The organism is Glaciimonas sp. PCH181, from assembly GCF_003056055.1.
Taxonomy (GTDB): domain Bacteria; phylum Pseudomonadota; class Gammaproteobacteria; order Burkholderiales; family Burkholderiaceae_D; genus Glaciimonas.
On record NZ_PYFP01000006.1, the window covers coordinates 1 to 20,315 of the forward strand.

A 20,315-nucleotide genomic window follows, 5' to 3' on the forward strand; every position below is an offset into this window, starting at 1 on the left:
CAGGCTGCTGGCAGCACCGACCCAGTCTGCCAATAATCCCCGATCCAGTTCCACACCTTCCCGGGCATAGATGACCGATTGCCGGTAGAGCGGAAGATGATCAGCGAACTTGCTCACCAGAATATGGGCGAGTAATCCGGGCCCCGCCAGACCGCGTGCAATCGGACGGCTGGGTGCCGGCGCCTGGACGATGCAGTCGCAGCAGGTGCAAGCGAGTTTGGGACGCACATGCCGGATGACCCGAAAGCTGGCCGGGACGAATTCAAGTTGCTCGGCAACGTCACTGCCGAGATGACGCAAATCGCCACCGCAATCGGGGCAGGCGGCATGCTCTGGCGTATAGATCTTCTCGTCCCGGGGCAAATGGGGCGGTAGCGGTTTGCGTGGTATCTTCGGACGCACTGGCTTCGTTGCCGGGGCAGCGCTGGCAACGTCACTTTCTTCTGTCTGCAAATCTTCTAACCGTAATTCGAGTTGTTCAATTTGCCGGTCCAGCTTCTCGGATTTGCGGCCGAACTGCAGCCGTTTGAGTTTGGCGATGAAGAGCTTGAGGTGTTCGATTTCGATGCGATGTGAGGACAGTGCGTCCTGTAGCTGCGCCACCGTTTCCCCGTGCAACGCAATGACCGCATCACGATCGGTAATCATCGCTTTTAAAGCGCTGATATCGTCGGGAAGGTGGGGCGGCGTTGACATGCCCGTAGTTTACCGAATGACGTCGATGTTTACAAGCCTGACAGGGGCCGTTGCGTGCGCTCGGGACGTCGCCAATCGATCCCTTCCAGCAACATTGACAGTTGCGCTTGCGACAGACAAACCGCGCCTTCGCTTGCCTGCGGCCAGATGAAGCGGCCGCGTTCCAGCCGTTTGGCCAGCAGACACAGCCCGTCGCCGGTCCACCACAAGATCTTCAAAATATCGCCACGTCGGCCACGAAACACGAAGACGTGACCGCTAAACGGGTCATCGGCCAATGCCGTTTGCACCTTGGCTGCCAACCCATTAAAACCGCAACGCATATCGGTCACGCCTGCTGCGATCCAGATCCGCGTTCCTGCTGGCAAACCGATCATGCCAGCAACCGGGCCAGCACCATGGAAAGCATAGACGGATCCACCACGCCCTCGACTCGAAGTCGCGCCTTACCTATTTCCAGGACCATCACGCCGGTCGGTGTAACGGCCGTGGTGAAGACTGGCTTGGCAGGGGATGGTTGCCGAGGGTCGCCAAGAACTACTGGCAGCAATTTGACGGACTTGCCTGAGGCAATCTCATAGGCTCCTGCACGAAACAATTTACGCCAGGTAAATACCTGGTTCGCATTCACATCGTGGGCCCGCGCCACCCGCGACACCGAGGCCCCAGCCATCAAGGATTGTTCGACCACCATGCGTTTGAAATCAATCGAATGTTGCCGATAACCACTGCGCTTAGAGGGAGTAACCGACTCAATATTTGTGTCCATAATTTGAAGTTGTGGGCACAATCGATTTGTACCCTCCAACGCAATCATGCGGACATTTGAGGATTAGGTATAGACGGTTTTGAGCGCACGCTTACTTTGGGATAGTCATTTTGATGCTTGATATTTTGTTGGATGCTGATTGGCTGATGTGTGACGGCGGATTATATGAGGAATGGTTGTACCGGAAATATCGATTGGCTAAATAAATGGCTCAATACATGCAGTAGGTGTGTGTTTTTCTCCGATCCGATTTCGATTCGATTTCGATTGCCCAAAGCAAAAACCCTCCCAGATTTCTCTGGGAGGGTTTTCTAATAAAAGCCTGACGATGACCTACTTTCACACTGGTTGCAGCACTATCATCGGCGCAAAGTCGTTTCACGGTCCTGTTCGGGATGGGAAGGGGTGGTACCAACTCGCTATGGTCATCAGGCATAAACTGTAGTGTCATATGTTCCCAATCGGGCAACACACAACGCAATCTAGAAGAAGTAAAGTTTTGTTTCATGTGTTGGGGTAACGAGGGTTTCGTTACCCCAACACTGGGTATGATTGCACTTTTCAGGCAAACACATATCTCATTAGCTTATATATAACCTGCTAAGGTTATAGGGACAAGCCGCACGGGCAATTAGTACTGGTTAGCTTAACGTATTACTACGCTTCCACACCCAGCCTATCAACGTCCTGGTCTCGAACGACCCTTTAGGGGAATCTAGTTCCCGGGAAATATCATCTCAAGGCAAGTTTCCCGCTTAGATGCTTTCAGCGGTTATCTCTTCCGAACTTAGCTACCCGGCAATGCCACTGGCGTGACAACCGGTACACCAGAGGTTCGTCCACTCCGGTCCTCTCGTACTAGGAGCAGCCCCCTTCAAATTTCCAACGCCCACGGCAGATAGGGACCAAACTGTCTCACGACGTTTTAAACCCAGCTCACGTACCACTTTAAATGGCGAACAGCCATACCCTTGGGACCGGCTACAGCCCCAGGATGTGATGAGCCGACATCGAGGTGCCAAACTCCCCCGTCGATATGAACTCTTGGGAGGAATCAGCCTGTTATCCCCAGAGTACCTTTTATCCGTTGAGCGATGGCCCTTCCATACAGAACCACCGGATCACTATGTCCTACTTTCGTACCTGCTCGACTTGTCAGTCTCGCAGTTAAGCACGCTTATGCCATTGCACTACCAGCACGATGTCCGACCGTACCTAGCGTACCTTCGAACTCCTCCGTTACACTTTGGGAGGAGACCGCCCCAGTCAAACTGCCTACCATGCACTGTCCCCGATCCGGATAACGGACCAAGGTTAGAATCTCAAACAAACCAGGGTGGTATTTCAAGGTTGGCTCCACGCAAACTAGCGTTCACGCTTCAAAGCCTCCCACCTATCCTACACAGATTGGTTCAAAATTCAATGCAAAGCTACAGTAAAGGTTCATGGGGTCTTTCCGTCTAGCCGCGGGTAGATTGCATCATCACAAACATTTCAACTTCGCTGAGTCTCGGGAGGAGACAGTGTGGCCATCGTTACTCCATTCGTGCAGGTCGGAACTTACCCGACAAGGAATTTCGCTACCTTAGGACCGTTATAGTTACGGCCGCCGTTTACTGGGACTTCAATCAAGAGCTTGCACCCCATCATTTAATCTTCCAGCACCGGGCAGGAGTCACACCATATACGTCCACTTTCGTGTTTGCATAGTGCTGTGTTTTTATTAAACAGTCGCAGCCACCTTTTTATTGCAGCCCTTTCACCCTTCTGGCGCAAGCCAGTCAAGCTACCGGGGCGTACCTTATCCCGAAGTTACGGTACAAATTTGCCGAGTTCCTTCTCCCGAGTTCTCTCAAGCGCCTTAGAATACTCATCTCGCCCACCTGTGTCGGTTTGCGGTACGGTCTCGTGTGACTGAAGCTTAGAGGCTTTTCTTGGAACCACTTCCGATTGCTTCGTGAATAAATTCACTCGTCTCAACCCCTTGAATTACGCTGCCGGATTTGCCTAACAGCCTTCTCTGAGCCAAAAACCGACTATTCCAACAGTCGGACAACCTTCCGCGATCCGTCCCCCCATCGCATCACACGACGGTGCAGGAATATTAACCTGCTTCCCATCAGCTACGCATCTCTGCCTCGCCTTAGGGGCCGACTCACCCTGCTCCGATGAACGTTGAACAGGAAACCTTGGGCTTACGGCGTGGAGGCTTTTCACCCCCATTATCGCTACTCATGTCAGCATTCGCACTTCTGATACCTCCAGCATCCTTTACAAGACACCTTCGCAGGCTTACAGAACGCTCTCCTACCATATCAATAAATTGATATCCGCAGCTTCGGTGACTGGCTTAGCCCCGTTACATCTTCCGCGCAGGACGACTCGATCAGTGAGCTATTACGCTTTCTTTAAAGGATGGCTGCTTCTAAGCCAACCTCCTGACTGTTTTAGCCTTCCCACTTCGTTTGCCACTTAGCCAATCTTTGGGACCTTAGCTGGCGGTCTGGGTTGTTTCCCTCTTGACGTCGGACGTTAGCACCCGGCGTCTGTCTCCCAAGCTCGCACTCATCGGTATTCGGAGTTTGCAATGGGTTGGTAAGTCGCAATGACCCCCTAGCCATAACAGTGCTCTACCCCCGATGGTGATACTTGAGGCACTACCTAAATAGTTTTCGGAGAGAACCAGCTATTTCCAAGTTTGTTTAGCCTTTCACCCCTACCCACAGCTCATCCCCTAATTTTTCAACATTAGTGGGTTCGGACCTCCAGTGCGTGTTACCGCACCTTCATCCTGGCCATGAGTAGATCACTTGGTTTCGGGTCTACACCCAGCGACTGAACGCCCTATTCGGACTCGATTTCTCTACGCCTTCCCTATACGGTTAAGCTTGCCACTGAATGTAAGTCGCTGACCCATTATACAAAAGGTACGCAGTCACGGAACAAGTCCGCTCCTACTGTTTGTATGCACACGGTTTCAGGATCTATTTCACTCCCCTTCCGGGGTTCTTTTCGCCTTTCCCTCACGGTACTGGTTCACTATCGGTCGATTACGAGTATTTAGCCTTGGAGGATGGTCCCCCCATGTTCAGACAGGATTACACGTGTCCCGCCCTACTTGTCGCACACTTAGTTCCACACCACCGATTTCATGTAAGGGGCTATCACCCTCTATGGCCACTATTTCCAGAGTGTTCCATTATCGCTGATGCTAAATCGTGCAGGCTGTTCCCATTTCGCTCGCCACTACTTTGGGAATCTCGGTTGATTTCTTTTCCTGTAGCTACTTAGATGTTTCAGTTCGCCACGTTCGCCTTGCATACCTATGTATTCAGTATGCAATACCCTAAAAGGGTGGGTTTCCCCATTCGGAAATCTGCGGATCAAAGCGTGTTTGCTCGCTCCCCGCAGCTTATCGCAAGCTACTACGTCCTTCATCGCCTGTAATCGCCAAGGCATCCACCATGTGCACTTATTCACTTGTCCCTATAACGTTAGCCTCTAGACGCGTTCACGTCTAAAAACCGGTTATAGGATATTACTTATGAGTATTACTTTAGCGTTTGCCGTATCCAAAGTGTTTTCGCAGTTGCATACTCTCGTATGCTCTTTTGAGAACTCTTTTAATACTTTTTGATTTGATACAATCATACCCATCCACAATGCTGTCGCACTGCGGACGAATCTTTACTTCTTCTAAATTGTTAAAGAACAAACAGCCAATGATCTTAAAAAGATCAAACCTAAATCGCGCCGCATCACGCTGTCTTACCCTGCGTAATACCTGACTTAGGTTTGATATTTCACCACGCTCAACCCCCGCTCTGGGAATCAAACAATATGGTGGAGGCTAACGGGATCGAACCGATGACCCCCTGCTTGCAAAGCAGGTGCTCTCCCAGCTGAGCTAAGCCCCCATAAACTTGTGGTGGGTCTGGTTGGGCTCGAACCAACGACCCCCGCGTTATCAACACGGTGCTCTAACCAACTGAGCTACAGACCCGCTTTGGATCAGTACTTCAGTAGTCAACGATAAACCCTCTATCGCACGCGCACCGCGCTCTACCTATAACTGTTCTTCTTTTAACTAACACACCGATAAGTGTGGACGCTTAATGTCCGTACAAACTCTAGAAAGGAGGTGATCCAGCCGCACCTTCCGATACGGCTACCTTGTTACGACTTCACCCCAGTCACGAATCCCACCGTGGTAAGCGCCCTCCTTACGGTTAGGCTACCTACTTCTGGTGAAACCCGCTCCCATGGTGTGACGGGCGGTGTGTACAAGACCCGGGAACGTATTCACCGCGACATGCTGATCCGCGATTACTAGCGATTCCAACTTCATGTAGTCGAGTTGCAGACTACAATCCGGACTACGATACACTTTCTGGGATTAGCTCCCCCTCGCGGGTTGGCGGCCCTCTGTATGTACCATTGTATGACGTGTGAAGCCCTACCCATAAGGGCCATGAGGACTTGACGTCATCCCCACCTTCCTCCGGTTTGTCACCGGCAGTCTCATTAGAGTGCCCTTTCGTAGCAACTAATGACAAGGGTTGCGCTCGTTGCGGGACTTAACCCAACATCTCACGACACGAGCTGACGACAGCCATGCAGCACCTGTGTTACGGTTCTCTTTCGAGCACCACCTAATCTCTCAGGCGTTCCGTACATGTCAAGGGTAGGTAAGGTTTTTCGCGTTGCATCGAATTAATCCACATCATCCACCGCTTGTGCGGGTCCCCGTCAATTCCTTTGAGTTTTAATCTTGCGACCGTACTCCCCAGGCGGTCTACTTCACGCGTTAGCTGCGTTACCAAGTCAATTAAGACCCGACAACTAGTAGACATCGTTTAGGGCGTGGACTACCAGGGTATCTAATCCTGTTTGCTCCCCACGCTTTCGTGCATGAGCGTCAGTGTTATCCCAGGGGGCTGCCTTCGCCATCGGTATTCCTCCACATCTCTACGCATTTCACTGCTACACGTGGAATTCTACCCCCCTCTGACACACTCTAGCCGTGCAGTCACAAATGCCATTCCCAGGTTAAGCCCGGGGATTTCACACCTGTCTTACACAACCGCCTGCGCACGCTTTACGCCCAGTAATTCCGATTAACGCTTGCACCCTACGTATTACCGCGGCTGCTGGCACGTAGTTAGCCGGTGCTTATTCTTCAGGTACCGTCATTAGCCCCAGGTATTAGCCAAGACCGTTTCTTCCCTGACAAAAGAGCTTTACAACCCGAAGGCCTTCTTCACTCACGCGGCATTGCTGGATCAGGCTTGCGCCCATTGTCCAAAATTCCCCACTGCTGCCTCCCGTAGGAGTCTGGGCCGTGTCTCAGTCCCAGTGTGGCTGGTCGTCCTCTCAGACCAGCTACTGATCGAAGCCTTGGTGAGCCTTTACCTCACCAACTAGCTAATCAGATATCGGCCGCTCTTTGAGCATGAGGTTCTTACGAATCCCCCACTTTCATCCGTAGATCGTATGCGGTATTAGCTAATCTTTCGACTAGTTATCCCCCACTCAAAGGCACGTTCCGATATATTACTCACCCGTTCGCCACTCGTCAGCGGAGCAAGCTCCCTGTTACCGTTCGACTTGCATGTGTAAGGCATGCCGCCAGCGTTCAATCTGAGCCAGGATCAAACTCTTCAGTTTAATCTCTGTTTTGTGGCATTGCTGCCTAGCATCGCTGCTATCGCTCACTCAAAATACTGACAGGCTACTTCCCAAGTTTGACCTTGCGAAATATCCTATTTTCTTCTTTTGTGAACATTTAATGTTTTAAGTTATACGCAAACTACCGAAGTAATTTACGCTGCACTTTCATTAAACGCCCACACTTATCGGCTGTTAATTGTTAAAGAACTGTCCTCTGTTTTGCGTCACACCGCAGTGTTCGCAGCACCAACAAATCGTTTTGTTTGTCAGCAGCAGAGAGATGAGATTATGGGGCGCTTCAAGCTTTTCGTCAACTCTTTTTTAAACCGTTTTAACAACAATTTAAATCCGATCCAACTACTTTATGACTACTTAAAATCACCCACATTTACAACCCCGTTCCATCCCCAACTTCGCCCCCAACACCGCTTGCACCGTGTCGTTTATTGCGCGTCGTTTTCAACAGAGGCCGAACTATAGCAACACATCTACACACTGGCAAGCAGTTTTGTCATAATTTTTAAACATTTTTAAAGACAGGTGCACGCTTCTCTAAAAACGCCTGCATTCCTTCTTTTTGATCTTCGGTCGCGAAGGTACTGTGGAACATCCGGCGCTCAAATTGAATGCCTTCAGCCAAGGTAGTTTCGTAAGCGCGATTCACCGACTCTTTAATCATCATCACTGCGGGCAACGACATATTAGCGATAACGGTAGCGGCTGCCAGCGACTCGGCCATTAACTGATCCAATGGCACTATTCGCGATACCAATCCTGCACGCTCCGCCTCAACCGCATCCATCATGCGTGCAGTCAGACACATATCCATCGCCTTGGCTTTCGATATCGCGCGCGGCAGACGCTGCGTGCCGCCAGCGCCGGGAATCACGCCCAGCTTAATTTCAGGCTGACCAAATTTCGCGTTGTCTGCCGCAATGATGAAATCACACATCATTGCCAACTCACAGCCACCACCTAAAGCGAAGCCCGCGACTGCAGCGATGACGGGCTTACGGATGCGACGGATTTCTTCCCAGTTGCGGGTAATGTAATCGCCCTTAAACGCGTCCATATAAGAGTAGCCTGCCATCGCACCGATATCCGCGCCCGCGGCAAAAGCTTTTTCACTGCCGGTAATGATGATGCAACCAATCTGCTCATCAGCATCGAACGTGGTTAGCGCCTCGCCTAACTCAGTCATCAACTGATCATTTAAAGCATTCAGCGCCTTAGGACGATTCAAACGGATAAGACCGACTTTTCCTTGCGTTTCAATCAGAATAGCTTCGTATGACATAACGTTTCCTATTTAGCATTAGGTGGAATGGACAGGCTTCAATTGTAGCGCTTCAAGATAACAGATACGATGATCAGAACGACCACGATGGGTTGATGTATTTAACAGAGGGAATTAAAAAAGCAATCTTTAGTCTATATAAGGACGAGACTAAAGCATCATCTCAATTGCAAAAATAGCACCATTCCTCATACATGAAGGGCACACCATGTTCAAAACAATATTGGTACCAACCGACGGTTCAACGTTGTCAGATAAGGCAATTACGGCCGCGATTGAATTTGCTAAGTTTTGCAACGGCAAGGTGATCGGTTTGTCAGTGGCAGAACCATATCCATTCTCACCGATGGCAGAAAGCACTATGGCCGCGGACCCGGGCACTTATGAAGAGAATATGTTGGCGTTGGCGCAATTACACGTGCAAAAAGTTGCAGATGCGGCAAAGGCAGCTGGCGTGGAGTGCGAAATCCTTACCGCTCAGGCGTTTAATCCAGACGAAGAGATCATTAACGTCGCCGAAAAACACGGCTGTGACGTCATTTTTATGGCATCACACGGTCGAAGTGGGCTAAGCAGACTGTTTTTGGGGAGTAAAACGCAGAGAGTGCTGGCCCATTCCACTATTCCGGTATTGGTCTTACGATAATTAAGCCATCTCTATATCCGAATATACATAATGCGTTATTAGACGTTGGCAAAACGTCAATAACGCATTAAGAAAACTGCTCTAACTGCTCTATATAGTGTAGTGAGAAATTAACGCCCAGCGACGTTAGACAATTTTGGTAATAATACCCACATTGCACCGCGTTGCTTCATCCTTCCGGCCTTCTCGCCCGCCTCATTACCAAATCCCCAAAACAAATCGGCACGCACCGCTCCCTTAATCGCCCCACCGGTATCCTGCGCCACCATTAACTGTTGTAGATTTTTTGCACTGTTCGGATAGGTCGTCGCCAAGAATACTGGCACCCCTAACGGAATAAAATGCGGATCTACTGCAATTGAACGCTGCGGGGTCAACGGTACGCCCTGCGCACCTTTCGGTCCTTGGTTCGGGTCCAGCACTTTTTCTTCTTTAAAGAAGACGTAACTTGGATTCGAATTTAACAATTCCTGCTGACGCGATGGATTCGCTGCCAGCCATGCTTTGATCCCTTGCGCGGAAGCCTGCGCCAACGTCAACTCGCCCTTATCAATCAGATAACGTCCAATCGACTTATAAGGATAGCCATTTTGGTCGGCATACGCCACGCGTAAAATCTCGCCATTCGTCATCTGGACCCTGCCAGAACCTTGCACTTGCAGAAAAAAAGCATCGACCGGATCATCGACCCAAACAATTTCTTTACCCGTCAAACTACCCGTTTTATCCAGCTCAGCCCGATTCGGATACGGCACCACCCGGTTTCCAACTAGCCGCCCCCGCAAACGCAAGCCTTTAAGCTCCGGGTAAATGGTCGCCAAATCTATCGTCAGCAAATCATCCGGTGCCCTATATAAAGGTGTTTGATAAGCGCCACCGCGTTTGCGCGCCCCGCGTAATAGTGGTTCGTAATAGCCCGTCACCAAGCCATTGTCAGTGCCGTCTGCATTCACTACCTGATAAGGCGTAAAAAATGCTTCGAAGAAAGCTCTCACTGCGCTTTCATTGCCTGCATCAACATTCCGCGCCAGATTACATGGCTCAGTCCAGTCAGCGCGTCTGACCATCGTTGTACAAGAGGTTAAAAAAGCGGGCATCGCCTGACGCACGTCGTCGTTTTTCCAACCAGGCAGTGCCGCAAAAGAACTCGCCCGCAGCGTACCAGGCGGCGCTTGAATATTTGGCAACGGAACAGATGAACTAATCGGAGGAGGTTTTTTCTCGGGCGCCGTCGGCGTTGTCAACGACGGAGAAGTAGAGCAACCTGCAATACTGAGGACGATGAGGGCGATAGGTAAGGCTGAAACAGGTAGACTTATGCGCTTGAATGACATTGAGGATTCTTTATGTGGTTATTAATACTTGAGGCGACTGTCGCCTTCTTCTTATTTGTGTTTATTGTCTGGTGGACCATGTCGGGCCGAAAACCTGATCAGCCACCAGCACGTAAAGCATCGCCGAAAAAACAAGATGGCGACAAGAACGCGTAATAACGCATTCAATGCACTAACGAAATAAAGTGCGAAGATTAATGCAACGTCCGCGGCAACGACAAAACGAATTCAGGGATGCGCGACTCAAACTGTTCGCCATCTTCTGCAACGCAGAAAAACTCACCAAACATCGAGCCTTGCGGCGTGGCCAACGAAGTGCCGCTGGTATATTCGAAATTTTCGCCCGGTTGCAGCAATGGCTGATGGCCAATGACGCCTAATCCACGCACTTCCTGCACAGTATTGTCCGCGTCGGTGATTACCCAATGCCGCGAAATTAATTGCGCTGCCACCTGACCAGTGTTTTTTATGGTGATTGCGTAAGCAAAAACATAATGATTCCGCTCTGGCTCAGATTGCTCTTCCAGATATTGCGTTTTTACCGTAACCGTAAATTCATAAGCAGCCATGCAGATTTCCTTAGTTTCCAAAGAGTAATTGGGCGGCCTCGCTGAATAAGTCGATCGACAACTTTCAGCGCCAGCACGTTGCATCAATCGGACCATTGCACACGAATTTACCGGCAGAAGCAAGTACAACGCTGCTCATAACGCACCTGCGGGGTAAAATACCGCATCTTCTATGCAGCACCTTAATCAATGATCGCCATGCCAAACATACCAACCTATCGTATTGCCCCAAGCATTTTATCTGCCGATTTCGCCCGTCTCGGCGAAGAAGTCCGCAACGTGGTCAGTGCCGGGGCCGATATGATCCACTTTGACGTCATGGATAACCATTACGTTCCCAACCTGACCATCGGCCCGCTAGTATGCGAAGCAATTCGTCCCCACGTCCAAGTGCCTATTGACGTGCATCTGATGGTCAAACCGGTAGATCGCATCATTCCCGACTTTGCCAAGGCTGGCGCCAATATCATCACATTTCATCCTGAAGCATCAGAACATATAGATCGTTCGTTGCAATTGATCCGCGACCATGGTTGTAAAGCAGGCTTGGTATTTAATCCGGGCACGCCGCTGGATTTTCTGGATCACGTCATGGATAAACTCGACATTATCCTGATCATGTCCGTCAACCCCGGCTTCGGAGGCCAGTCCTTTATCCCTGAAGCGCTGAGAAAAATCGCTATCGTCCGTCGCCTGATTGATGACTCTGGTCGCGATATCCTGCTAGAAGTCGATGGCGGCATCAAAATTGACAACATCGCTGCTGCTGCTGCTGCTGGGGCAGATACATTCGTTGCCGGTTCGGCTATTTTTGGTAAACCTGATTACAAAGCAGTCATCGATGCAATGCGTGACGAGTTGGTAAAAGTATGTCGTTAAGCAGCGCGGTGGCAGCGACTAATGCACATACTGCAATGGCGTTAACTGGCATTGCAGCGGCGATTATTGATTTAGACGGCACCATGATTGATACGGCGCCGGATTTTCAGGTTGCGATTAATCTCATGCGGGTGGATTTCGATCTGCCGCCGCTGACTTTGCAGACCGTGATCAATTTTGTCGGAAAAGGATCAGAAAACCTGATTCGTCGCGTCTTGGCCGTCGATTATCCGGCGGCAGAGGTTGAGGTGCATTTTGATGCCGCGCTAGCATCGTATCAACGCCACTACCTTGCCATTAACGGTAATTGCGCAACGCTATATCCCGGTGTAATCGAGGGATTACAGCAAATGCAAGAGATGGGCCTGCGGCTGGCCTGCGTCACGAACAAGCCAATTGCGTTTGCGCTACCGTTGTTAGAAAAGACCGGATTGCGCGATTTCTTTGAGCTGGTTTATGGCGGCGACTCCTTTGCCAGAAAAAAACCAGACCCGATGCCTTTCCTTGAGGTTTGCCGTCAATTCGATCTGGCACCGGCGCAAATAGTCGCGATTGGCGACTCTTCAAACGATGCCCAAGCCGCCCGTGCAGCGGGTTGTCGCGTATTAACGGTGCCGTATGGTTACAACCATGGCGCGTCTATACAAGACGTCGATTCCGATGGTATAGTAGCCACGCTGCTTTCTGCAGCACAGCTTATTTCGCTATAAATTCGCGTATTCAACACAACTATTTCTGAATAATGTTTCTTGAAAAAAAAACGTAATGTCCCACTAGCCGCCCCTGAGGCCTGGCTCTGGCGACGCTGGCAATCCTGGGCTAAGTAACCCGCTGATCGCCGCTGTCTGTTTTTTGTCTTTTTAAAGCACATCGCAGACAACGTTTTTGCATTAAACCACCGCTGTTCTACAATAGCGGCCTGGAGAGAAACATGACCGAACTCGAATTCAAATCGCTGGCCGCACAAGGCTATAATCGCATTCCTCTGATCGCCGAAGCTTTAGCCGATCTTGAAACGCCGTTGACGCTCTATTTAAAATTAGCGCAGACTCAGCAGGCCGGAAAAAATACGTTCTTGCTTGAGTCCGTCGTCGGCGGCGAACGCTTTGGGCGCTATTCTTTTATCGGCCTGCCCGCGTCAACCCTGCTGCGTAGTTATGGCACGCGTATTGAAGTTGTCAAGAATGACAAGATCATTGAGACTAAAGAAGGTAATCCGCTCGACTTCATCAGCGAATTTCAGTCACGCTATAAAGTAGCAATTCGTGCCGGTATGCCACGCTTCTGCGGCGGTCTGGCTGGCTATTTTGGTTATGACACTGTCCGCCACATAGAAAAACGGCTGGCGCACAGCACCCCAAAAGATGATCTGGGCCTACCCGATATCCAATTACTGCTAACCGAAGAATTGGCGGTAATTGATAATCTCTCCGGCAAACTATATCTGATCGTCTACACCGATCCGACCCAGCCAGAAGCATTCTCCAAGGGTCGTCAGCGTCTGAAAGATTTACGCACGATGTTGCGCCGCCCAGCCGATGCGCCGGTCACATCGGCATCGGTCCGCACCGAAACCATCCGCGAATTCAAAAAAGAAGACTATCTCAAAGCCGTTGCCAAGGCTAAAGAATACGTAATGGCGGGCGATTTGATGCAGGTACAAATCGGCCAACGGATTAAAAAACCTTACGTCGATTCGCCACTGATGCTGTATCGCGCATTGCGGTCATTGAATCCGTCGCCATATATGTATTTCTATAATTTCGGCGACATGCAAATTGTTGGCTCGTCGCCAGAGATTTTGGTCCGCAACGAACAAACAGCTGCACCGACAGCTACCGCTGAGGGCAAACGCAAAGTCACCATACGTCCGCTAGCAGGAACCCGTCCGCGTGGAGCTACTCCTGAGCGCGACGAACAACTGGCGATCGAATTACTCGCCGATCCAAAAGAAATCGCTGAACACGTGATGCTGATTGATCTGGCCCGCAACGATATCGGCCGCATTGCTGAAACCGGCACCGTCAAAGTTACTGACCAGATGGTCATCGAAAAATATTCCCACGTGCAGCACATTGTTTCCAACGTCGAAGGTGTACTCAAATCCGGCTTGTCGAATCTGGATGTGCTCAAAGCTACTTTCCCCGCAGGCACGCTTTCAGGTGCGCCAAAAGTACGGGCAATGGAAGTCATCGACGAACTGGAACTGACTAAACGAGGCATTTACGGCGGCGCTTGCGGTTACCTGTCATTTGGCGGCGAAATGGATGTCGCCATCGCCATCCGCACCGGCGTCATCAAAGACGGCATGCTATACGTGCAAGCCGCAGCCGGAATCGTCGCTGATTCTGTGCCAGAAACCGAGTGGGAAGAAACCGAAAATAAGGCCCGCGCAGTATTACGCGCAGCGGAACAAGTGCAAGATGGTCTGGATGGAGAAATCTGATGCTGCTAATGATCGATAACTATGATTCCTTCACCTATAACCTGGTGCAATATTTTGGTGAACTCGGTGAAGATGTACGGACTTTCCGTAACGATGAAATCACGCTTGATGAGATCGCTGCGCTCAAACCAGAGCGCATTTGTATCTCGCCCGGTCCTTGCAGTCCTAAAGAAGCTGGGATTTGCGTTGAATTGCTGAGGAAATTGGGCGGCACGCTGCCTATTCTGGGCGTTTGTCTCGGCCATCAGGCAATTGGTGAAGCTTTCGGTGGAAAAGTCGTGCGCGCACAACAAGTCATGCATGGCAAAACCTCGCCGGTGCATCATACCGGCGTAGGTGTATTCAAAGATTTGCCTAGCCCATTCACGGTCATTCGCTACCATTCGCTAGCCATTGAGCGCGCGTCATTACCGGATTGTCTGGAAATTACAGCGTGGACCGATGACGGTGAAATCATGGGTGTGCGCCATAAGACGTTGGATATCGAGGGTGTGCAATTTCATCCTGAATCCATCCTGTCCGAACATGGTCATGCCTTGCTTAAAAACTTTTTGCAACGTTAGTCTGTTTTTGCAGCGTTGCACTATTAGCCCACGCCTTTACAGTAGTTAGTCGGACGTCCAATAAGTCCGGCTAACCTTACTGGTCTCCGTTGATTTCAGGATGCGATGGCATTGGGCTTGCCAAGCGCAATCCAACGTAAAGCTTCAAGAGGAACCCATGCCGATCACCGAACAAGAAGCGCTCTTGCGCTGTATTGAGCATCGCGAAATATTCCACGATGAGATGTTGCATTTGTTCCGCAAAATTATGCGGGGCGATATGTCGCCGGTCATGATCGCGGCGCTGACAATGGGTCTGCGCGTTAAAAAAGAAACCATTGGCGAAATTGCTGCCGCCGCGCAAGTTATGCGTGAGTTCGCCACCCCCGTCCCCACTACGAACACCGATAACCTGCTCGATATCGTCGGTACTGGAGGTGATGGTGCGCAAACTTTCAATATTTCTACTGCAACTATGTTCGTTGCCGCTGCTGGCGGCGCCCGCATCGCCAAACATGGCGGCCGCAGCGTTTCATCCTCATCGGGAAGTGCCGATGTGCTCGAGTCGTTGGGTGCTAATATCAATCTGACGCCACAGCAAGTTTCGCAATCAATCGATCAGACCGGCATCGGTTTCATGTTTGCGCCCAATCACCATGCAGCAATGAAACATGCAGCGCCGGTACGAAAAGAACTAGGCGTGCGAACCATCTTTAATATTCTGGGACCGCTGACCAATCCAGCTGGCGCACCGAATATTCTGATGGGGGTATTTCATCCGGATTTGGTGGGGATTCAGGTTCGCGTATTACAACGACTTGGCGCGCAGCGGGCGCTGGTGGTCTGGGGACGCGATAACATGGACGAAGTATCACTCGGTGCAGCAACACTAGTCGGCGAGCTGATCAACGGTGAAATTCGCGAATATGAAATACATCCGGAAGATTTCGGCATGCAAATGATCGCCAGCCGCAATTTAAAAGTCGCCAATTCGCAAGAATCAAAAGAGAAGATTTTCGAAGCGCTTGATGACGTCCCCGGCCCCGCGCGTGACATCGTCGCGCTCAACGCTGCGACCGCGCTTTACGCAGCTGGTATTACCAGCTCAATTGCCGATGGTCTGATCAAAGCTCGCGCAGTGATGGCATCCGGTGCCGCACGCCTGAAGCTGGAGCAGTTCATTAAAACCACACAAACACTCGGCGCCAGCAACTGAATAACAGGCTGCCATAAAGTATAGATATGTGGCCATACGCGCATTAGGAACACGAAAGGAACACCACTATGTCCGATATTCTGAATAAAATTCTCGACGTTAAAGCCGATGAAATCGCTGTCGCGAAAAAACAGCGAGACCTGGCCAGCTTGCGCCGCGAAGTCGAAACCGATATCGATGCCAGAAATAATTTACGTGACTTCGAAGCTGCATTGCGTGCCAAGGTTAATGCGGGGCATGCTGGAATTATTGCCGAAATCAAAAAGGCATCCCCGTCCAAAGGCGTGATTCGCGCTGACTTTCATCCTGCTGATATCGCCATCAACTACGCTACCCACGGCGCTGCATGCCTATCCGTCCTGACTGACGAAAAATTCTTTCAAGGTTCACCGGCATACATGCAGCAAGCGCGCGCCGCCTGCGCCCTTCCCGTGCTGCGCAAAGATTTCATGATCGATCCGTATCAAATTTATCAGGCACGCCACTGGGGCGCGGATGCCATTTTACTGATCGTTGCAGCGCTTGATCACGGTTTAATGGCCGAGATGGAGGCGCTTGCATTAGAGCTTGGCATGAGCGTGCTGGTCGAGGTCCATAACGCTGAAGAACTGGCCGCTGCGCTCAAGCTGAAAACAGCATTGTTAGGTGTCAATAACCGCAATCTACGTACATTTGAAACATCGTTGGATAACACACTGGCGCTGCTGCCCGGTATTTCTCCAGATAAATTAGTTGTCACTGAATCTGGCATCCAGACAATCGATGACGTGAAGCGCATGCGCGATGCCAATGTCCATGCATTTTTGGTCGGTGAAACATTTATGCGTGCGCCAGAGCCCGGCGTGGAACTGGCGCGTTTGTTTAACGCGTAAAAATACACTAAAAAAAGACCACAGATTTCTCTGTGGTCTTTTTTTTGACTAATTAAACTGACAACCGACAGTCTAATCATCTGATTTAGCCATTCAGCAATTTCATGCTGCTCTCGACATACCGCGTACCGCTTGCAGCGCCAAATGGAAAAATTGCATCAAGTTCTGCGAGATCATTTTTCGCTAGCGGCAAACTCACCGCCTTGACGTTCTCTTCCAAATAGCTACGACGTTTAGTGCCTGGAATCGGAACGATGTCGTCGCCTTGCGCTAGCACCCAGGCCAGAGCCAATTGACCCGGCGTACAACCATGGCGTGTCGCAAGTTCTTTTACCTTATCGACTAATGCCAAATTCTTGGCAAAGTTCTCTCCCTGAAAACGTGGACTATGACGACGGTAATCATCTTCTGGGAATTGTTCCGGTGTGGTGATCGCGCCGGTCAAAAATCCTCGGCCCAAAGGACTGTAAGGGACGAACCCGATACCAAGCTTGCGGCAAGTCGCCAGAACGCCCTGCTCTGGGTCACGCGTCCAAAGAGAATACTCACTTTGCAGCGCAGTGATCGGATGGATTTTATGGGCACGTTCCAGCGTTTCAGGAGACGCCTCAGATAAGCCGATGTAACGTATCTTTCCCGCCGTAACCAAATCTGCGAGAGTCCCGACCGTGTCTTCGATTGGCGTTTGTGGATCAATCCGATGTTGGTAATAAAGATCGATCGTCTCTATCCCCAGACGCTTCAGACTACCTTCAACGGCGCGCCGGATATATACCGGACTGCCATCAACGCCACGTGCATTGACATCGGTGCTGTCACGGACAAAGCCAAATTTAGTCGCGATAAAAATCTGATCGCGCTTACCTTTGATAGCTTTAGCAATTAATTCCTCGTTGAGGTACGGACCGTACATATCCGCAGTGTCGAGAAAGTTAATGCCCAATTCCAGCGCCCGATGAATGGTGGCGACGGATTCGACATCATCTCGATTTGCATAAAAATCACTCATCCCCATGCAGCCTAGGCCGATGGCGGAAACTGTCGGGCCGTTAGCGCCGAGTTTGCGTGTGCTTATGGGTTGGTTTGTGTGCGTGCTCATGACCGTATTCCTTATCAAAAGTTTTAATGGCAGGGTGCGCATTCAATGTCGTTTCAATATTGGCGTACAGCGCAATTTTCTTGTGCATGACCGCCAGATTGCTTTGCAAATCTGCGAGCGTCGTCTCCAGCGACAACGTATGCTCTTCCAGCATCGCCTTCCGTTCTGACACACTTTCCCGTTGATCTCCCAACCGTCGCAACTCCGCATAACGCAACATTTTGCGAATAGGCAAACCAGTTGATCGTAACTTCAGCAAAAAACCGATCCAAAGAATATCTTCGTCACGATACAACCTGTGTTGATTGTCTTGCCGAGGTATCGGATCAATCAAACCAATGCGTTCGTAATAGCGCAGTGTATGCACTGTCAGCCCCGTGGCGGCCGCAGCTTGTTGAATCGTCAGGGAAGTGGTCATGAGATTGAGTGTATTTGTTAGAGTGCGCTCTAAGTCAAGCGCGAATCACGATTAATGAATGCTGCGCAAGAGGCGCATTTCTTGCCAATGTAAAATCGGAAAAATATCCCTTAGAGGGTAATGACAATCGTAACTAGGTCTCTAACTCTGCATTGGACCAGCCAATATTAAACCAACGGAGACTTCAGCGAAAATAACAGCCGGACCTTTTAGTAGATTTGATTCAGGGCCGATTCGCAGATATGCAACGCGCCTTTGAGTGGGGCTGATTTAGCATTGAGATAAATTCGTCGGTAAAGCATCGCATCTTTTTTAGTTTTAGCGATACTACACCTGCACAACACGAATTGCGAAGCAAGGAGATATTTGAGGAGTAAACGAAAAAGGCCCACATGACTGTGGGCCTTTTAAATATTGGTGCTGGCTGCAGGACTTGAACCCGCCACCCCCTGATTACAAGTCAGGTGCTCTACCAGATGAGCTAAGCCAGCAAAAGTGCGAGAACAGAATTATACATTACTTAATTCTAGTTAGGGTAGGTCTTCCACCTTTTTTTGGCGGTTCTGGATCTTTTTCTGGATCAGTGTGATTAACTTTATCTTCCGAAGCCGAACCTGACGATGGTACTGACGTCAGAGTGGGTACGATCGCCATCGGAGAAACTTTAGGCGGCGCACTTTTCTCGTCGGCGGCAATGCCCTTCGTATCGGTTTTAGTCACTTCAAATGCCATGCCTTGTCCATTTTCACGCGCGTAAATTGCGATAACATTATCGACCGGCACTGAAATTTCGCGCGCAACACCACCGAACCGAGCACTAAAATTAACGGACTCATTGTCCATTTTTAAACTGCTGGTTGCTTCGAAACTGATGTTGAGAACGATCTCACCATTCTTAACGAACTGTTGCGGGACGCGCGTGTTCGCATCGACCTGGGCTGCCAGATAAGGTGTGAAGCCGTTATCGGTACACCATTCGTAAATGGCACGTAACAAGTAAGGTTTGGTAGAGGTTTCTGACATTATCGATACAAATGAAATACAAATGTGGACTTGAGATTTTGTATATGCAGAGTCTGCGACAGGTGACCTGCAATACTAAGATACTGCACATTACGGCAAGGCTAAATAAACCACCTAAACCAAATCGTGCAGCCACTAACTAGCAACTGCACGAGACAGATTCAACAGACGACTAAAGCCGTCTATTAGTTCCAACTATCGACATCTGAAAATCAACGACGCATCACTTTTTCTGACGGCGTCAGTGCTTCGATATAGGCTGGACGCGAGAAAATACGCTCGGCATATTTCATCAACGGCGCGGCAGTCTTCGATAGCTCGATGCCGTAATGATCCAAACGCCACAGCAACGGTGCAATCGCAACGTCCAGCATCGAGAATTCATCACCCAGCATATATTTGTTCTTCAAGAACAAAGGTGCCAGCGTCGTCAGGCGGTCACGAATTTCTGCGCGCGCAACTTGATGACTTTTTTCTGCGCCTTTGGTTTTTTCATTTTCCAGAACGTGGACGTGAACAAACAATTCTTTTTCAAAATTGAATAGCATCAGACGTGCACGTGCGCGCATCAGCGGATCTGCCGGCATCAATTGCGGATGTGGAAAACGCTCGTCAATGTATTCGTTGATGATATTGGATTCATACAAAATCAGATCACGCTCAACCAGAATCGGCACTTGGCCGTAAGGGTTCATGGTCGAGATATCTTCCGGCTTGTTGAATAAATCAACATCGCGAATTTCAAAATCCATACCTTTCTCAAACAAAACGAGACGGCAGCGTTGCGAAAATGGGCAGGTTGTACCTGAATAGAGAACCATCATTTTTATAGTTCCTTA

The 20,315-nt window shown here is 50.1% G+C and carries 18 protein-coding genes, 3 tRNA genes and 3 rRNA genes; 8 read left to right on the top strand and 16 right to left on the bottom strand.

Annotated elements, in window-relative coordinates:
- The 9 genes from C7W93_RS23095 to C7W93_RS23135 all read right to left on the bottom strand — a co-directional run.
- The coding region (locus C7W93_RS23095) for an IS66 family transposase zinc-finger binding domain-containing protein (RefSeq protein WP_146177605.1) at positions 1-696 on the bottom strand (696 nt) is incomplete at its 3' end.
- A 29-nt stretch (positions 697-725) separates the two neighbouring features.
- A complete protein-coding gene (gene tnpB / locus C7W93_RS23100; protein WP_108438191.1) occupies positions 726-1,073 on the bottom strand; it encodes an IS66 family insertion sequence element accessory protein TnpB in 348 nt (115 codons plus the stop codon).
- Positions 1,070-1,465, bottom strand: a complete 396-nt coding sequence (locus tag C7W93_RS23105) for a transposase (RefSeq protein WP_161539841.1) — start codon at positions 1,463-1,465, stop codon at positions 1,070-1,072. Before C7W93_RS23105 ends, tnpB begins: the two co-directional genes overlap by 4 nt.
- A 320-nt stretch (positions 1,466-1,785) precedes the next feature.
- Positions 1,786-1,898: ribosomal RNA gene (gene rrf, locus C7W93_RS23110) — 5S ribosomal RNA — on the bottom strand.
- Between the two features lie 177 nt (positions 1,899-2,075).
- Positions 2,076-4,951: ribosomal RNA gene (locus tag C7W93_RS23115) — 23S ribosomal RNA — on the bottom strand.
- A 355-nt stretch (positions 4,952-5,306) separates the two neighbouring features.
- Positions 5,307-5,382, bottom strand: a tRNA-Ala gene (locus tag C7W93_RS23120).
- Positions 5,383-5,391: 9 nt separating this feature from the next.
- Positions 5,392-5,468, bottom strand: a tRNA-Ile gene (locus C7W93_RS23125).
- Between the two features lie 131 nt (positions 5,469-5,599).
- Positions 5,600-7,132 (bottom strand): 16S ribosomal RNA (locus C7W93_RS23130).
- The 16S, 23S and 5S rRNA genes sit together here with 2 tRNA genes alongside, the layout of an rRNA operon.
- 523 nt (positions 7,133-7,655) lie before the next feature.
- On the bottom strand, positions 7,656-8,432 hold the full coding sequence (locus C7W93_RS23135) for an enoyl-CoA hydratase (RefSeq protein ID WP_108442702.1): 777 nt from the start codon (positions 8,430-8,432) through the stop codon (positions 7,656-7,658).
- Between the two features lie 208 nt (positions 8,433-8,640).
- Here C7W93_RS23135 and C7W93_RS23140 point away from each other — a divergent pair, with 208 nt between their 5' ends.
- Positions 8,641-9,078, top strand: coding sequence for a universal stress protein (locus tag C7W93_RS23140; protein ID WP_108442703.1), 438 nt, complete (start codon positions 8,641-8,643; stop codon positions 9,076-9,078).
- A 110-nt stretch (positions 9,079-9,188) separates the two neighbouring features.
- Here the strand turns inward: C7W93_RS23140 and C7W93_RS23145 are convergent, their stop codons facing one another.
- A complete protein-coding gene (locus C7W93_RS23145) occupies positions 9,189-10,412 on the bottom strand; it encodes a murein transglycosylase A (RefSeq protein WP_108442704.1) in 1,224 nt (407 codons plus the stop codon).
- Positions 10,413-10,424: 12 nt separating this feature from the next.
- Between C7W93_RS23145 and C7W93_RS24860 the strand changes: the two genes are divergently transcribed.
- On the top strand, positions 10,425-10,568 hold the full coding sequence (locus C7W93_RS24860) for a hypothetical protein (RefSeq protein ID WP_201747347.1): 144 nt from the start codon (positions 10,425-10,427) through the stop codon (positions 10,566-10,568).
- A gap of 38 nt (positions 10,569-10,606) precedes the next feature.
- Here the strand turns inward: C7W93_RS24860 and apaG are convergent, their stop codons facing one another.
- Positions 10,607-10,981, bottom strand: coding sequence for a Co2+/Mg2+ efflux protein ApaG (gene apaG, locus C7W93_RS23150; protein WP_108442705.1), 375 nt, complete (start codon positions 10,979-10,981; stop codon positions 10,607-10,609).
- Positions 10,982-11,188: 207 nt separating this feature from the next.
- On the opposite strand from apaG, the gene rpe reads away from it, so the two are divergent.
- The 6 genes from rpe (at position 11,189) to trpC (ending at position 16,936) form a co-directional block, all read left to right on the top strand.
- Positions 11,189-11,860 (top strand): ribulose-phosphate 3-epimerase, encoded by a 672-nt coding sequence (gene rpe / locus C7W93_RS23155; RefSeq protein ID WP_108442912.1) that lies wholly within the window; start codon positions 11,189-11,191, stop codon positions 11,858-11,860.
- On the top strand, positions 11,851-12,570 hold the full coding sequence (locus C7W93_RS23160) for a phosphoglycolate phosphatase (RefSeq protein ID WP_370446525.1): 720 nt from the start codon (positions 11,851-11,853) through the stop codon (positions 12,568-12,570). Before rpe ends, C7W93_RS23160 begins: the two co-directional genes overlap by 10 nt.
- A gap of 221 nt (positions 12,571-12,791) precedes the next feature.
- Positions 12,792-14,306: an anthranilate synthase component I gene (gene trpE, locus C7W93_RS23165; protein ID WP_108442706.1), complete on the top strand. Its 1,515-nt coding sequence runs from the start codon at positions 12,792-12,794 to the stop codon at positions 14,304-14,306.
- On the top strand, positions 14,306-14,869 hold the full coding sequence (locus tag C7W93_RS23170) for an aminodeoxychorismate/anthranilate synthase component II (RefSeq protein ID WP_108442707.1): 564 nt from the start codon (positions 14,306-14,308) through the stop codon (positions 14,867-14,869). Before trpE ends, C7W93_RS23170 begins: the two co-directional genes overlap by 1 nt.
- Before the next feature lie 157 nt (positions 14,870-15,026).
- Positions 15,027-16,064 (top strand): anthranilate phosphoribosyltransferase, encoded by a 1,038-nt coding sequence (trpD, locus tag C7W93_RS23175; protein ID WP_108442708.1) that lies wholly within the window; start codon positions 15,027-15,029, stop codon positions 16,062-16,064.
- 68 nt (positions 16,065-16,132) lie between these two features.
- Complete coding sequence (gene trpC, locus C7W93_RS23180) at positions 16,133-16,936, top strand: indole-3-glycerol phosphate synthase TrpC (RefSeq protein ID WP_108442709.1); 804 nt, start codon at positions 16,133-16,135, stop codon at positions 16,934-16,936.
- 85 nt (positions 16,937-17,021) lie between these two features.
- Here trpC and C7W93_RS23185 read toward each other — a convergent pair whose 3' ends face one another.
- The 5 genes from C7W93_RS23185 to C7W93_RS23205 all read right to left on the bottom strand — a co-directional run bounded on the left by C7W93_RS23185 (position 17,022) and on the right by C7W93_RS23205 (position 20,300).
- Positions 17,022-18,035 (bottom strand): aldo/keto reductase, encoded by a 1,014-nt coding sequence (locus C7W93_RS23185; protein ID WP_201747348.1) that lies wholly within the window; start codon positions 18,033-18,035, stop codon positions 17,022-17,024.
- Positions 17,986-18,453, bottom strand: a complete 468-nt coding sequence (locus C7W93_RS23190) for a MerR family transcriptional regulator (protein ID WP_108442711.1) — start codon at positions 18,451-18,453, stop codon at positions 17,986-17,988. Before C7W93_RS23190 ends, C7W93_RS23185 begins: the two co-directional genes overlap by 50 nt.
- Before the next feature lie 415 nt (positions 18,454-18,868).
- Positions 18,869-18,944: transfer RNA gene (locus C7W93_RS23195), tRNA-Thr, on the bottom strand.
- Positions 18,945-18,969: 25 nt separating this feature from the next.
- Positions 18,970-19,476 carry a ClpXP protease specificity-enhancing factor gene (locus C7W93_RS23200; protein ID WP_108442712.1) on the bottom strand — a complete coding sequence of 169 codons (507 nt, stop codon included), beginning with the start codon at positions 19,474-19,476 and terminating at the stop codon, positions 18,970-18,972.
- A gap of 212 nt (positions 19,477-19,688) precedes the next feature.
- Positions 19,689-20,300, bottom strand: coding sequence for a glutathione S-transferase N-terminal domain-containing protein (locus C7W93_RS23205; protein ID WP_108442713.1), 612 nt, complete (start codon positions 20,298-20,300; stop codon positions 19,689-19,691).
- Positions 20,301-20,315: the final 15 nt, after the last annotated feature.